This is a genomic window from Metaclostridioides mangenotii, from assembly GCF_017873185.1.
Lineage (GTDB): Bacteria > Bacillota > Clostridia > Peptostreptococcales > Peptostreptococcaceae > Metaclostridioides > Metaclostridioides mangenotii.
In genome coordinates this window covers 95,460-109,755 of the sequence record NZ_JAGGJX010000006.1, presented here as the reverse complement: position 1 = coordinate 109,755, position 14,296 = coordinate 95,460, and the positions used below count along the sequence as shown (strand labels likewise).

Sequence of the window (14,296 nt, the reverse complement as noted above, 5' to 3'; positions counted from 1 at the left end):
CTACCCCCTTCTAAGAGGTTCAATGAATAAAGAAGTATTATTTTCTACTGCTTCCTCTAATATAATTATTTCATCCGCATCTGTAGTCATTTTATAAATAACCTTATGATACATAGATTCTCTAATTGACTCTCCGTTTAATATCGAATCCAACCAGAAAAATAAAGAACGCATTCCAGCTACTCCTCGAATTGCGTTAGCTTTTGCAGTCTTATCAAGTGTAATAATTGCATCTGCCAATTTCGATGTTAGTTCAATATCATTACTATCGACTTTTGCCATAGCTCTTTGAACCATAATCTCTTTTGGAGGTAAATCCATCTTCTCAGTATGCTGTATTCTATCACGTAGAGCTTCATTTAACGGTCTACTACCTATATAGTTTCTATTTGTTGTAACAACTGCAATAAAATCTGGATGTCTATGAATTACTCCAGTTGGAAGATTTAATGTTCCCTCTAATTCTAATGCTGAATTTAAACTCATCAACACTGCTGCATCTTTTATAACCGCAGGCTCTTGAATTTCTAAAATATAGCCGTATTTAAATGCACGAACTATTTCCGATGGGAAAAACTTATATTCAACCTCATCACTTCCACGATCTTCTAGATCACCGTCAGCTGTAACCGGAAGTATAGATCCTATTACATCTGACTTATCCATATCAGCAAAACATGTCACTTTTGTATATGGTATCCCTAAATCATAAGATAGAGCCTTAGCAAGCTGAGTTTTACCAGAACCAGCATCCCCTTCTAATAAAATATTTGCTATTTTCATTTCACCCTTGTCCCAATTTCGCTTAATTTCTTTGCATATTCTTATTTCTGACGCTGTAACACAATGTGAATCTGGAATTTCTATTATTTCTTTCTCTTCTTTTTGGGTCAATACTCTAGATAGTTCTAACTTAAACTCATCTTCCTTTATAGTTAGTTTGGGTACCACTTTTACATCCTTTAGCTCACCAACAATAAATATATTAAATTCTCCTAATAAAATATTATTTGGATAAACCTCTCCAGATAGAACATCGTCAATGGAAAGTCTCATAAGAGCTGTATACTCTTCAATATCTAACTTTATAGCTCCAGTTATAACTCGTTGATAAATATTATCACAAAGTGTAGCCATAAGTTTTATCGATTTTTCATCAATACCTTTAGCTTCATCCTTATTTAATCTATACTCATTAAATAGTTTTATAGCTTCATTATCCTCTAATATCACTGGTAACAAGGCCACGAAAATAGCAGTTCCTCTTTCTCCACTTGGTTTTCTAGGCCCATTTAGTTGATATGGGTCTACTTTATTTTCATTTATATTATAATTACATGCTTTACATACACCCGTTGTCTTATTGTAAACTAATAATTGCACTGAGTTAGAATTGCGTCCAGATCTTTCTATATATATATTGTTACCATTTCTTCCTACTGCCCCAAATTTACTACTGCCATCCAATAATTCTATATATTCATGAACTGCATTAATAACAGCATCTATTAGCATAGATTTTTTGTCAGAGCGATTACTCGGTGCATACTTACTCGAAACATTTACACTCTTGCTCTCAATATTTGCAAATGGTTTTGTCTTAAGTTTCTCTCCTCTACCCCACAGAGAAGATATGTTATTTACTCTCGCCATAATCTCTCCTCCTTTCTAGTTGAATTGTTGATACGCTAATTCAAATTATTTATATTTCTTCCACATTTTCTAATTTTTCTTTCCAAAAACATCTCAACACTTTTAGATCCTCAGTATAGTCTGTTTTAGATTCATCTTTATCGTATTCTAATATTTCAAGCACTTCTATTTCAAAATCTTTTTCTGTATTTTCTTTCCACTCTTTTTGAAGTTCTCTATTTTTGTGTCCTCCAGCATTTAACTTAAATCTCTCACCGTTTAAAGTTCCCTTTAAATCTTGATTATAGCCTAGATATACCTTCCCTGTTTTTAAAGACTTAATCATATAAACACCCATCTCAGACTTCATTTCTTTATATTTCAATAATAATTCTTTTTTCCTATTTTTATCTAACATTCCATCACCTCATTAATATGTTTTTTAATTTTACTATTACATAATTATTGTTTATATAATATATTATTTTAAATTCTATGTCAAGTTAATAGTTCATTTTATCAATATATTAACTTTAATAAGTTCAATAATATTTATAAGATTTATATTCTATAGATTTAGCTCTTAAAATAATATTTCTCATAAAAATAGAACGTATCAGGTATTCAATCCCTATACGCTCCAAATATTATAATGTATTCTTCTATACTTTTTTATTTCTATGTATTATTAACATTTAAGTAATATTTTATTTTGTTTTTCATCCACTCGGATATATACAATCACCTTGTTTTTCATTTTCCACATTCTTTATTCTTCTACTTAATCTTTGAAGTTTAGAATTTATCTTCTCTTTATATATTTATATACTTTATAACTTCGAACTATCGTAAAGCTCAAATCTGTACTCTTGATTTGTAATATTATCTGTTCTTCCCGTCTCAACTTTTTCTAAAAACATCTCAAGCGGTCTTACAAACATTCCATACGGCGGGTAAAGCGCTTGATACGATACCAACACTTCCTCTGTTTCTGTATATGTAACTACATGATGTACGTAGTATAATTTCCCTTTAAAATGCCTGTATGGCCTTTGTATCTCTATCTCTCTATTCATAAATATTATCCTTTCATTATAATTTTTATATCATTCTTCTTATTTATATAGTTATATTGTGATGCCTTTTAGGCATTCCATTTATTGGAGGATTGAACCTAATATATTCACCTCTTCTTTCTAAAATAAATCCAATTTCATTTCATACTGACTAGCAAACTCTTGAAAACCCAACTTAGTCAAAAACTCTTGTGATGATAAGTTCTCATCGTCTATATTTATAACTCTGATATTATCTGATCTTGTTCCCTTTATTAAGTCGCTTAAGATACTTCTACCAATTCCTCTTCCTCTATACTCAGGATCTACAGCCAACTGAGGTATATCCCCTGATTCTATATCGATAACTCCATATCCTACAATTTTATCATCATTTAGTACTGTTGATATTTTAAACAATTCTTTCACTGATGCTATTGAATCATTGGAATTTTGCCATGATGGAGTTCCATCCCAAAACTCCTTAATATAATTCCAATCATCAAAAGTCATATATCTGGTTTCCACATTGTGATCACATTTTTTGGAGTCGTATTCATTCTTATCTATTTCATAACATGTAAATTCTCTAGTCGCTTCAAATCCTCGATTCCTATAAACTTCTATCGCTCTAGGATTATTCTTTAAAACCTCGAGTATATACTGTCTTATATTCCTTTCTCTTAGTATATCTTCATTGTATCTAAGCATTTTATTCGATAAGCCTTTACCTCTATACTCACTTATAATTCCCGTTCCTAAATCATAAGCGGCCCATTTTCTATCTATTTTTCTTAAGCCATTCAATACAAATCCAATTAAGTCATTGCCATCAAATACCCCCACTGATACTTCAGGGTCGTATCCTTTTCTCGATATCATTTGATCAAATTTGATTATAGACATTTGCATATCTATTTGGTAGTCAGAAAAAGCTTTATTAAATGTTTCACATAGAGTTTCTAAACTTACATTCTTCAATGTCTTGTATCTCACTTACAGACATCTCCCTTCTATTTATATTAACAATTTATATAGCACCAGTTTGTTTCTAAACTTCTGAACCTTTTATCTAAATTATATTACTTTTGTTATGCCCGAGACAAGGTAGGAAATCTTAAAAATTTATTTTCAAATGGATTGTACTTCCCTTTCTTTATAAAAAGCGTTGTGTCTTCCTCAATTAACAAATCCAAATTGTAACCGTCAGTATCCTTTGGTATAAATCCTAATACTACTTTCTCAATTTCACTATTTGCGATTACATTAATAATGCTATCAAGTTTTACTTCATCTGTGCTAAATAATTCATGTAAATACAGTGTATCCCCTTCAAAATCACAAATAACTGCTGTATTGTAATCTTCTAAATAATAAATATCATCCTTCATAAAATACGTACAGTAAAACATTATAAGCGATGGATTATTTATCATTGATACTGATGAAAATATTCCCGATTTACAGACCAAATTATATAAAATAGCTCTGTCTATATCATCATCCATATTTAATTTCCTTATATTTGTATATCTCATCGATTCTGTAGAGTTATCTTCTTTGTCTTTTCTTAATGAATACACATATTCGTCTTTTTTATTAAATCCGAACTTTGGATAGAAATCTAAAACACTATCATTAGCGTAAAGATAAATTAAATCACAATTATTATCCCATTCTTTTAAGACAAGTTCTAATAACGCTCAACTAAATCCTTGCCCTTGGAATTCTATATCTGTCATAACTGTTCCAATTTGTATAAATCTTTTTTGTTCTCCAAAAATATCAAAGTCAATCATATTCACCGATACATTTGAAACTATTTGGTCTTCACACAATAGAGAATACTGTATATATCTTTCTCCCCAATACCCATCATTGTACCATTGTTCAAAGTTAAATCCATAAGTCTTTTCTGTCAATTTATTAAAACTATCCCTCGATGCTGATTCATTCTTATAATTACATTTATATATGTATTTTTTATTATTTATTGATAAATATCCATCCATAGTTTAATCTCCTTATACTAATATTTCCACTTCTTAATTTATAAAACTCTCTATAGTCTCAATATCACGATTTTCACTCTACCCTTAGAAAATTTCATGTAAATTATCTCCTGAAAAATTGATTAGTTAACCTTATGATACCTTATTATATTTTAGTATTCAAGAAAAGCTCCTTCTCATATTAACCCTATAATATCCCACATTAAAAGAGAGCCATATCACAAATTGCAATATGGCTCTTAATCACTTAATTAAATTTTATTTCATACATAGAGGTTTACTTTTTCTATGTATTCTAAAACTATCGGTTTTGTTGAAAGCCCTCTACTTCTTTTTAGGTTCTGCTATTACCCATTGTTGTATTGCATGATCGTCAGGAAGTATGTTTCTATCTTGCCACATATAGAAAAATCTCTCTGCCGGATATGTATAATAACCATCTTGATTGTGATCTGAAGTATCATAAGCATCTGCAAATATTATAACATCATCACCGAAATCATTCGTTCCCATAGTATCGTAACCTATGATATCTTGCCAGTGACCTGCCCAATCAATCCATTCAATCATTATCGGTGTTTCATTCTTTAAATTTTTGATAACCCAACTTTTGAACTCTTCTGGATCAGTAAAGCTGTATCCATCTTTATCTGCTTCTGTTAAACTTGATGTTACATTCCATCCTATCTGATCAAAGAATTTTACCATGCCTGCTGTAGATGTTCCATACTCACCTTTTTCATTTGCTTGGCCAGGGTTTTCTTTGTTATTTCCATTTATATCTTGATTACACTGCATAATATCAGCTATTTTTAGTTCTTCATAGCTCTTTTCACCGTAATGTTCTAAAACCATAAGCGCTGAAACAGGCCCACATGTATACTCTGTAGTTTGTTGATATGTCTTAAACTTTGGAATTATTGTAAGATTTCCATCAGATTTCATATTGTAAACATCTAACTGTTTATAGTAAGGTGAATCATTATGATTTCCTCCACCTGCATAAGATGAAGCCCCCGAAGATGCCGTGTCATACCCATTTGGAAAGGCTATAGTATTCTCTACCTTAGCATTACCTTTTTCTTCTTTCTTTGTATCAACTTCTTTATTACTACATCCTACAACACTTGCTCCAATAACTAATGAAAGTGCTAAAGTAACTATTTTCTTCATCCCTCTACCTCATTTCTTAGTTTTATAATACCAAGTATATCATGTTTCCTTGTATTGTAAACAGTTTTTTGATTTTTCTATTTGACGATTACCTCATACATGCTTCTTATTTACAAGCTTTTAACGTTTTTTATAAAAAATACTTACTTATACTAAACTATTTATTTAGTTTAGTATAAGTAAGTATTTTTGAAAAACTGTATATGTTTTTTATTTCCTATATTCAAAAGTATTGTTTTTCCAACGTATACTATATTTTACATATTTTTCTTTACCAATAAATTTTTATTTTTCTCTAAATTTTTATATATTTTTTAATTTAATTTCAACTAAGAACTTTTTTATTTTTTGCATAAAAAAAAGACCCATACTTGGATCTCTTTTCTAAATGATCGATGTCTATATTATAATATAGTTATGTTATCTGCTTGAGGACCTCTTGCACCCTCAACTATATTAAAACTTACTTTTTGACCTTCTTCTAATGATTTAAATCCATCAGTTTGTATAGCTGAGAAATGTGCGAATACATCATCTCCACCTTCTACTGATATGAATCCAAATCCTTTGTCATTATTAAACCATTTTACTATTCCGTTAGTCATTCTAACTTCTCCTATTAACCTATTCAAAAAAATTTTTGATTTATTGTAGTTTATCTACTTAATAAAGTATAACTCTTTTTTGACATAGTAGCTAGTATTATTTTTATTATTTTTAAAATTTATTATTTTAGTAGCAATTTATTCCATCAAATGTATACTTAATTCGTAAATATTTCAGTTTTAAATTCTACTTTTCTAGATGTTCTGTTCTGTATCCGATTTCTTTATTTGCCATTTTATAAGCTTCTTTTATCATGTCTTTTCTCGACATCGCAGTTCCTAATAAGTTGTCCATACTTAATTGATTTCTATTGCTAAAGTACTTATCGAGCAATGAGTTTTCTATATACTCTTCATCCCCTAATATTTCTTCGTGAAGTATATGGTTTACTATGAACCCTTCTTCTCTAAGTATTCTCCCCATTAGAACGCTTCTATGGCACCTTATAGGGTCTTGCATTGCTCCTAATAGCACAATCCTATAACCCATCTCGCATCCGTTTATAAGCCGTTTAATTCCGTTTAAAAAGATATCCTCTTTTAGTACTTTTTCAAAGTCTGCGTATCCTTCAAGTGTATAACTATCTAGATCTATACGTTTAGCCCCAAATTCTTTCCCCATATATATATACTTATATCCAGATTTCTTAAGGCTTTTATGGAAATCCTCTTTATTGTACTGTACATTGTATTTTGAGTACGGTGTCTCTCTTATATCTACTACGCAGTCTATATTGTATTTTTTTATCATCTCTAGCAATTTATCGTATGGATAGTTTGAATGGCCTATTGTGTATATTTCCATTTAATCACCTATCTCATTTTCATATATAGTTCAAATATAAAGTAATTTAATTTAATTATATATAAACTTTCTTGCTAAAACTTTTTAATTATCGATTTATCTATTGAATCTTTTCTATTTTTTTATTTTTGAATACAATTAATTTACTTAATATAAAGTTAATAATTATAACCACTATATTTGTTATTACTTTTACTATAAAATCATTTATTAGCAACAAGTTTAGCATTACAAACATTAATACAAGTTCGATTACTCCTGATAATACTCTGCAGCTCATAAATGACAACATCTCTTTTATAACATACTTATATTCAATAGATTTACTTTCAAAAACATAGAACTTATTTGTTATATATGCAAATAGTACAGCTACAAACCAAGCTATAATATTTGAAATGTAATAATTAACACCTAAAATCCTTGTGCAAAAAGCATAAGTCGCTATATTAATTAAAGTTGTAAGTACTCCAAATATCAAATAAAGTATTGTTTCCTTGTATTTTTGAAATATTTCCATCATACACTCCTAATTTGTTTTTACATTATCATAATATAGTAACACTTCTATATGCAACTTTACAAGTTGCTAAAATTAATAACTAATTATACAATTTTTACTATTAAATATATTTTACATTACATTTCTAAGTACCAGTTCTTTAGTTGTATTTGTCCTGTTTTGACAAGTTTGTTATAATATTTGAGTAAATTTAAACGGGAGGATATATATGCAAAAACTACTTAGCAAGGCAAGACAAGCCATAAAAGACTTTGATATGATACAAGAAAACGACAAAATTGCTGTTGGATTATCTGGAGGTAAAGATAGTTTAACATTACTTCATATTTTAAAAAATTACCAAAGATTTTCACCGCAAAAGTTTGAATTAATAGCGATTACATTAAATCCAGGGGACGTTGATAACTATCCCCTCTATAAACTATGTGAAGATCTAGAGATCCCATTTTATGAAATTCAAACGGATATAAAGGAAATTGTCTTCGATATAAGAAAAGAAAAAAATCCATGTTCTCTCTGTGCGAATTTAAGACGTGGAGCTTTAAATGACAATGCTAAAAAGCTAGGATGTACTAAAATAGCTTTAGGACATCATAAAGATGATGCCATTGAAACTTTCATGATGTCCATGCTCTATGAGGGAAGGGTTTGTTGTTTCTCTCCCAAAACGCACCTAGATAGACAGGATATTACTATAATCAGACCTATGATATATATAAATGAATACATGACAAAAAAAGCAGCTAAAGATTATAACTACCCAATCATTAAAAATCCATGCCCCGCTGACGGTAAAACAAACAGGCAAAATATAAAGGAATTAGTTGAGAGGCTTAATAGAGAAATCCCTGGGTCAAAGAAGAACTTGTTTGGAGCATTGAATAATTCTGATAAATTATTTATTTGGGATAAAGAGAATATAAAATAATCATGAAATTATCCCCCAAAACATAATAGAAGATAGAACTCCATTTTATTTGGACAATCTATCTTCTACTATGTCATTGCTATATTACTTGTATTTAATCTTTTATTTATTTGATTTTACCCTATAAATAATACCCCACCATAATTTTTTGAAAAATAATAAAAGGTTGTATATTAGCCCTTCATCATTGATTTAATTATTTGATTTTATGTTTACCCACGCCTCGTCATATAGTCTTTTAATATCTTTAGAGAAGTCAACATAGATTTCACATCGATCCATTATTTCTTTAGGCATATATGCGTTCGGATTGTTTCTAACTTCTTCAGGTTGCTCTAATCTTGCTTCTTTGTTTGGTGTTGTATAACCTATTTCATCAGCTATTCTAAGTGCGCTTTTCTTATCACTTACAAAGTTTATGAATTTTTCAGCCCCTTCAATATTTTTGGCATTATGAGGTATACATAAACTATCAATCCAGAAGTTTGCCCCTTCCTTAGGTACTACATAAACTAAATTAGGATTTTCATCTTGAAGATTTAGACCTTCTCCAGACCAGATCATATTTATATCGGATTCCCCTGCTGGAATCATTGTAGTTCCATTATCAACGCCATATATTGGATCTACTAATTTTCTTTGACTTAATAAAAGCTCTTTAGCTTCTTTAATTTCTTTTGGATTAGTTGAATTTAAAGAATATCCCAGTTTCTTTAAAGTGGCTCCCATAGTATCTCTATAAGTATCAAACATGAATATTTTATTTTTATATTTTTCATCCCATAATATATCCCAACTATCCACTTCTTCTGTTACTACATCCTTATTATAAATAATGCCTATAGTTCCAAACATGTAAGGAACTGAGTATTTATTTCCTGGGTCAATTTCTAAATTTAAGTACTCTTTATCCATTTGCGATATATTTGGTATATTTTCCTTATCTAGCTCTTTAATTAGATTTTTTTCAATCATTCTTGGCATCAAGGCATCAGATATTAAAATAACATCATATTTTACCCCTCCGCTACTAACCTTTTGATACATTGTTTCCATATCATCAAAGGTTTCAATATTAACCTTTATACCATATTCTTTCTCGAATTCTTTTACGCTTTCTTTATCTATGTTTTCTCCATAGTTTAAGAAATTTATTTCTTCAGTAGTCTTCTTGCTACATCCTACTAATAAAAGACCCATTATTGCGATGCAAATTGATAAACTCAATAGTTTAATTATTTTCTTCATACTGCTATTCCTTTCATTTTTATACAATTTTTCTAATACCCTAAATTAGTATAGTAAATCTATATATTTTATAGCTTCAATACCTAACCCTCTACTTAGAATATACTCTCTCAAATTATATTACAAGCTTAAATTCTTCATAATTTTTGATTTATAAATTTTGATTTTTATTGAAATATCAACTAAGTATTAGATATAATTTTTCAAGTGCAACAATTAGATTATAGCTCATCTATTTGAAAACATCGGAAGGAAAATGTAGTTGAGTAAAGAAAGCGATAATTTAATGCCTTATGTTATATTTATAAGGTATGGTGCAACTATTGATAATATTGGTACTAAGAAAACATTACAAAAAGCGTAAGAAGCAATAATTCAAGTACAATTTTCTTTTCATTCTAGCATTGCTTAATTTTCAAGCAATAATTGATGTTTCTTTATTATTTAGGAGGATTTCCTTTCTAAATGTTTAAGTACTTTATAACTATAAAAACTATAAAGGGGGGAAGATTTAGTGTTATGAAAATAAAAGTTTTTACATTAAACTCATTTGCAAAATCCATTGAGGGAGGAAATCCTGCCGCAGTTGTGTTTAATGCTGATGACCTTTCAGAAAATGTTATGAAAAAGATTGCAGGTATAATTGGTTTTAGTGAGACTGCCTATGTAATGGAGTCAGACCTTGCAGATTTCAAAGTAAGATTTTTTACTCCTACTGAAGAAGTAGATCTTTGCGGACATGCCACAGTGGGAGTTTATTACTTATTATTGAGTCTAGGTAAAATAAAGCCAGGTATATATACACAGGAAACTAAGGCAGGGATTTTAAAGATAGAGATAAAGGAAGATATGTCAATCATAATGAATCAGAATCTACCAACCTTTTACGAAACAATTTGTAAAGAAGAAATTGCAGATTCCTTGAATATTGCTGTAGCTGAAATAGAAGAAAATTTACCAGTGCAAATAGTGTCTACTGGTCTAAGAGACATCATTGTTCCTATTAAAAATATAGAAATATTAAGAGCGATAAAACCAGATTTTGATAAGGTAGCCGAAATTAGCAAAAAATATAATGCTGTTGGTTATCATATCTTTACACTAAAGTCACTTAATGGTTCAGATGCTCACTGCAGAAATTTGGCACCTCTTTACGGAATACCAGAAGAGTCTGCAACTGGTACATCCAATGGAGCTCTTGCATGTTATCTGTTTAAGTATGATAAAATCAACCCTAACAATACTGAGTATATAGTAATTGAACAAGGTTATTCAATGGAAAAACCTTCAGAAATAATTGTTTCCTTAGCAATTCATAATAAAGAGGTTGTTGAGGTGCTAGTAGGTGGAAAAGCATTAAATATATCTGAAATTGAAGTTGAAATATAAAGATATTAAACAAGACAGCCAAATATCTAAATAACATAATTGAGCAGGATCATAGATTTATTAAAAAGAAAGTTCGAAGTATGTTAGGTTTTAGATCTTTAAAAACTGCAAACAAAACTATTGTGGGTATTAAAATTATGAATATGTTAAGAAAAAGACAGGTCAACTTTAAAATTACTCTGTCCTTTTTGAAATTGAATTTATAAATAATATCATGGGTATAAGTATTTAAGAATTATTTATTTATATTTTATTTACAAAAAATTGGGAACCGTATCCTATATTAATGATATAATTCCCTATTTTCTAACTCCATATTATTTAATATATTTTAAGCATCTTAATTATCTCAAAGTTAACGTTAATCCTTTACTCTTTTACGATTATTGAATTATATTATATTTCTTCAAAAGTTTCTAACAATCTAATATAATGATTAGCTTCTCTTAGCACATGATCTGCAAGAAGTGGCAGTATTATGGATCTTATTTCACAACTAGCAATTCCTTCAGTAGCTTCTTGCTTAAAGTTTTTAAGTTGGATAGTTTGAAATAAAGTCTCATCTGTAACACTATCTATTGTGGCATCTGTCCTAGCCAGAGCTTCTTTCCTTAAACATTTGAATTCATGATATTTAATGATAACATATTTTTATAAATTAGAAATCAAAATAATAATGTACTAATTTATTGATTCTTTATTTATATATTTTAATATTCACTTCTTATACAGTATAATGAATTCTTTAAACAATAATTGTTATAGTGTCATAATGTGAATTTAGAATGAAAAAAAGTATTAATTTAAAAACCGACTTACTATAGTAAAATTAATTTAGCTAAAGGAAGTCGGTTTTTTGAACTTTTTTGGACTTTCTATTTCTTTTTAAAATTTTTTATATCCTGTGGCATTTTTGCTTGATGATTTAAAAATGTACAAGTAGAGTTTGCCGATAATTTAATAGCACTTACCGCTAAAGATCCTACTTTTTCCAATACTGTTGAAGTTATATCTTTTTTCATAAGTTAGTCACTCCTTTCTTGATGAGACCTAGAATTAACATTATAAAAATACATACAATAACAGATGATAAATACATAGCATACTCATAAGTTTTTGTAAAATTAAAGCATACAACTGAAATTACTAATAGAATACTACAAAGATATATTACTATTTTTTTATATTTTTTTCTTTCTTTGTTACTTAAAGGATTATGTCTATGCTCTTGTGGCACTAAAAAAAGTATCCCTATGTAACTTACAAATGCTATTACTAATACAAGTGTAGTTGAATTTGAATTAATTAGTTTATCTAACACGTATATATTAGTTAGGTACATTGTAATGAAACAAAACAAACATCTTTTATAATTTTCAGCATGAAACCCACCAGCAAATTGCCTTATTGAACAGTAAAATACTAAAAATAATAGTGTTTCAATAAATCTATTTAACAATGTTCCTATAGTTAGTATAACAATTATGTTACCTATAGAAGCTATTAATGTCTCAAATCCAAATGAATAGATTTCATAATCTTCATATTCTATTGTCTTCTTGGCAATTAAAAGTGATGTAATCTTATTAGCACAAGACTTAACCATTTTCATCCCCTCCAAATTTTTCATTAATTAAACTAATTTAAGCTTCCTATTACCTTAAATCGATTTCTAACTAAAGGTATCAAAATAGTCATTTCAAAATCATCTTCAGTTAAATCTAGTACTACCTCCCCCTTATACTTTTCTACTGATTTTATTATACTATTAATACCCATTCCAAATGGCAGAGATGCAAGAGGTTCCTGCTCATTTGTAAGTATTTTATTCTTTAGAATGAGTTTATTAGTTTTGGGATTTTTGCACTTTATTACATGAAATTTATTTACAACTTTACCCGAAATATCTATTCTCTTTATCATACTATTGTTTCTAATATTTTTACACGCTTCTATTGAATTATCAATCATATTTGAATATATACAACATACATCTGCGGTTTCCATAAAATCGCACTTAGAAAAATCTACATCTACATTAAAATCTATAATACTTTCATCACAGATAGATTTTTTCTCATTTAAAAGAACATCTAAAAATATATTATGTGTATCATAAAAAGTGTTTATTTGTTTTTTCTGTAAACACAAATAGTGTTTATATTGTAATTCCGTCTTTTCTTTAATTATCTCGTTTTCTACTCTTGAATCATTATGTTTCACTATGTTGGATACAATTAAAATTAATGATGCGTTTGAAAGTAATAATACACATGATGCAGAGAATGCAATTATACTTTGTGAATAGCTAATAGTTGATATAGAAAACAATAAACTAATAATTGTAACAATACTAATGATGTTGGCAATAATTGGAATGGTTATGTATATATATTCTCTTTTACTTATTTCAATTCTTAATTTAATTCCTTTAATTATAGGTATTAATAATAATAGCAATGACTTAGCCATAATGGTATTTTCTAACCTAAATACGTTATCTCTTAAAAGTACATCCATACTAGGAACTTTGTTTATTAAAATCACTAAACTACCAGCTATTGTATCAACTCCAGCTAACAACATAAAATAAAATAAAGTTATAAATACACATTTCAATATTGTTACTTTATAATTATATTTATATATTGTGAAAGCCATAGCTATACCAATTGATAATTTTAAAATCGGATTGACTCTAATTACAGTCATGAGAAAAAGCACACAAATAGGTACTAGAAATAACAGATTTGAGACTAATTTACTCCTTTTTGCTTCACTTGCTTCATCAAAAATATACTTTAACACATACCACTCAATTACTCCTGCTGTTAATGTCATTAATAACCAAAACAAATTCGAATCTAGCAAATTATATCACCAACCTTGATCTGGATAATACTGTCCTTATAAATAACTATTCTAT

17 protein-coding genes and 1 pseudogene are annotated in these 14,296 nt (G+C 28.7%); 3 read left to right on the top strand and 15 right to left on the bottom strand.

What is annotated here, in order from left to right:
• From J2Z43_RS14890 to J2Z43_RS12310, 10 genes are all read right to left on the bottom strand, one after another.
• Complete coding sequence (locus J2Z43_RS14890) at positions 1–1,653, bottom strand: AAA family ATPase (protein WP_234926384.1); 1,653 nt, start codon at positions 1,651–1,653, stop codon at positions 1–3.
• A 49-nt stretch (positions 1,654–1,702) separates the two neighbouring features.
• Positions 1,703–2,050, bottom strand: coding sequence for a GIY-YIG nuclease family protein (locus J2Z43_RS12345; protein WP_209457432.1), 348 nt, complete (start codon positions 2,048–2,050; stop codon positions 1,703–1,705).
• Positions 2,051–2,462: 412 nt separating this feature from the next.
• A complete protein-coding gene (locus J2Z43_RS12340) occupies positions 2,463–2,708 on the bottom strand; it encodes a DUF1653 domain-containing protein (RefSeq protein WP_209457431.1) in 246 nt (81 codons plus the stop codon).
• Between the two features lie 120 nt (positions 2,709–2,828).
• On the bottom strand, positions 2,829–3,683 hold the full coding sequence (locus J2Z43_RS12335) for a GNAT family N-acetyltransferase (RefSeq protein ID WP_209457430.1): 855 nt from the start codon (positions 3,681–3,683) through the stop codon (positions 2,829–2,831).
• A gap of 95 nt (positions 3,684–3,778) precedes the next feature.
• On the bottom strand, positions 3,779–4,270 hold the full coding sequence (locus J2Z43_RS14885) for a hypothetical protein (RefSeq protein ID WP_234926383.1): 492 nt from the start codon (positions 4,268–4,270) through the stop codon (positions 3,779–3,781).
• A 120-nt stretch (positions 4,271–4,390) separates the two neighbouring features.
• Complete coding sequence (locus J2Z43_RS14880; protein ID WP_234926382.1) at positions 4,391–4,699, bottom strand: hypothetical protein; 309 nt, start codon at positions 4,697–4,699, stop codon at positions 4,391–4,393.
• 324 nt (positions 4,700–5,023) lie between these two features.
• Entirely contained in the window at positions 5,024–5,872 is an 849-nt protein-coding gene (locus tag J2Z43_RS12325; protein WP_209457429.1) for a C39 family peptidase, read from the bottom strand.
• Positions 5,873–6,276: 404 nt separating this feature from the next.
• Positions 6,277–6,477 (bottom strand): cold-shock protein, encoded by a 201-nt coding sequence (locus tag J2Z43_RS12320; RefSeq protein ID WP_024621548.1) that lies wholly within the window; start codon positions 6,475–6,477, stop codon positions 6,277–6,279.
• 187 nt (positions 6,478–6,664) lie between these two features.
• Entirely contained in the window at positions 6,665–7,282 is a 618-nt protein-coding gene (locus J2Z43_RS12315) for a DUF488 domain-containing protein (protein ID WP_209457428.1), read from the bottom strand.
• 100 nt (positions 7,283–7,382) lie between these two features.
• Complete coding sequence (locus tag J2Z43_RS12310) at positions 7,383–7,805, bottom strand: GtrA family protein (RefSeq protein WP_234926381.1); 423 nt, start codon at positions 7,803–7,805, stop codon at positions 7,383–7,385.
• 208 nt (positions 7,806–8,013) lie between these two features.
• Between J2Z43_RS12310 and J2Z43_RS12305 the strand changes: the two genes are divergently transcribed.
• Positions 8,014–8,733 carry a tRNA 2-thiocytidine biosynthesis TtcA family protein gene (locus J2Z43_RS12305; protein WP_209457427.1) on the top strand — a complete coding sequence of 240 codons (720 nt, stop codon included), beginning with the start codon at positions 8,014–8,016 and terminating at the stop codon, positions 8,731–8,733.
• 192 nt (positions 8,734–8,925) lie between these two features.
• On the opposite strand, the gene J2Z43_RS12300 is transcribed toward J2Z43_RS12305, so the two are convergent.
• Positions 8,926–9,981, bottom strand: coding sequence for an ABC transporter substrate-binding protein (locus J2Z43_RS12300; protein WP_209457426.1), 1,056 nt, complete (start codon positions 9,979–9,981; stop codon positions 8,926–8,928).
• Positions 9,982–10,446: 465 nt separating this feature from the next.
• Between J2Z43_RS12300 and J2Z43_RS12295 the strand changes: the two genes are divergently transcribed.
• Together J2Z43_RS12295 and J2Z43_RS12290 are read left to right on the top strand one after the other, a co-directional pair.
• Positions 10,447–11,370, top strand: a complete 924-nt coding sequence (locus tag J2Z43_RS12295; protein WP_330617500.1) for a PhzF family phenazine biosynthesis protein — start codon at positions 10,447–10,449, stop codon at positions 11,368–11,370.
• A gap of 20 nt (positions 11,371–11,390) precedes the next feature.
• Positions 11,391–11,576, top strand: a pseudogene (locus tag J2Z43_RS12290) (DDE-type integrase/transposase/recombinase); the annotation flags it as partial.
• A 190-nt stretch (positions 11,577–11,766) separates the two neighbouring features.
• Here J2Z43_RS12290 and J2Z43_RS15340 read toward each other — a convergent pair.
• The 4 genes from J2Z43_RS15340 to J2Z43_RS12270 all read right to left on the bottom strand — a co-directional run bounded on the left by J2Z43_RS15340 (position 11,767) and on the right by J2Z43_RS12270 (position 14,211).
• A complete protein-coding gene (locus J2Z43_RS15340) occupies positions 11,767–11,970 on the bottom strand; it encodes a DUF2935 domain-containing protein (protein ID WP_334299292.1) in 204 nt (67 codons plus the stop codon).
• 275 nt (positions 11,971–12,245) lie between these two features.
• A complete protein-coding gene (locus J2Z43_RS12280) occupies positions 12,246–12,392 on the bottom strand; it encodes an AgrD family cyclic lactone autoinducer peptide (RefSeq protein ID WP_077173542.1) in 147 nt (48 codons plus the stop codon).
• Positions 12,389–12,976, bottom strand: coding sequence for an accessory gene regulator ArgB-like protein (locus J2Z43_RS12275; RefSeq protein WP_209457425.1), 588 nt, complete (start codon positions 12,974–12,976; stop codon positions 12,389–12,391). Before J2Z43_RS12275 ends, J2Z43_RS12280 begins: the two co-directional genes overlap by 4 nt.
• A 32-nt stretch (positions 12,977–13,008) precedes the next feature.
• A complete protein-coding gene (locus J2Z43_RS12270; RefSeq protein ID WP_209457424.1) occupies positions 13,009–14,211 on the bottom strand; it encodes a GHKL domain-containing protein in 1,203 nt (400 codons plus the stop codon).
• Between the last annotated feature and the right edge of the window lie 85 nt (positions 14,212–14,296).

Excerpts from the sequence above, each read along its gene's own strand:
- J2Z43_RS14890 (WP_234926384.1), bottom strand. The coding sequence starts at position 1,653 with ATGGCGAGAGTAAATAACATATCTTCTCTGTGGGGTAGAGGAGAGAAA.
- J2Z43_RS12315 (WP_209457428.1), bottom strand. The coding sequence starts at position 7,282 with ATGGAAATATACACAATAGGCCATTCAAACTATCCATACGATAAATTG.
- J2Z43_RS12275 (WP_209457425.1), bottom strand. The coding sequence starts at position 12,976 with ATGGTTAAGTCTTGTGCTAATAAGATTACATCACTTTTAATTGCCAAG.
- J2Z43_RS14880 (WP_234926382.1), bottom strand. The coding sequence starts at position 4,699 with ATGGATGGATATTTATCAATAAATAATAAAAAATACATATATAAATGT.
- J2Z43_RS12305 (WP_209457427.1), top strand. The coding sequence starts at position 8,014 with ATGCAAAAACTACTTAGCAAGGCAAGACAAGCCATAAAAGACTTTGAT.
- J2Z43_RS12310 (WP_234926381.1), bottom strand. The coding sequence starts at position 7,805 with ATGATGGAAATATTTCAAAAATACAAGGAAACAATACTTTATTTGATA.
- J2Z43_RS12345 (WP_209457432.1), bottom strand. The coding sequence starts at position 2,050 with ATGTTAGATAAAAATAGGAAAAAAGAATTATTATTGAAATATAAAGAA.
- J2Z43_RS12280 (WP_077173542.1), bottom strand. The coding sequence starts at position 12,392 with ATGAAAAAAGATATAACTTCAACAGTATTGGAAAAAGTAGGATCTTTA.
- J2Z43_RS12340 (WP_209457431.1), bottom strand. The coding sequence starts at position 2,708 with ATGAATAGAGAGATAGAGATACAAAGGCCATACAGGCATTTTAAAGGG.
- J2Z43_RS12325 (WP_209457429.1), bottom strand. The coding sequence starts at position 5,872 with ATGAAGAAAATAGTTACTTTAGCACTTTCATTAGTTATTGGAGCAAGT.
- J2Z43_RS12320 (WP_024621548.1), bottom strand. The coding sequence starts at position 6,477 with ATGACTAACGGAATAGTAAAATGGTTTAATAATGACAAAGGATTTGGA.
- J2Z43_RS12270 (WP_209457424.1), bottom strand. The coding sequence starts at position 14,211 with ATGACATTAACAGCAGGAGTAATTGAGTGGTATGTGTTAAAGTATATT.
- J2Z43_RS12300 (WP_209457426.1), bottom strand. The coding sequence starts at position 9,981 with ATGAAGAAAATAATTAAACTATTGAGTTTATCAATTTGCATCGCAATA.
- J2Z43_RS12295 (WP_330617500.1), top strand. The coding sequence starts at position 10,447 with ATGTTTAAGTACTTTATAACTATAAAAACTATAAAGGGGGGAAGATTT.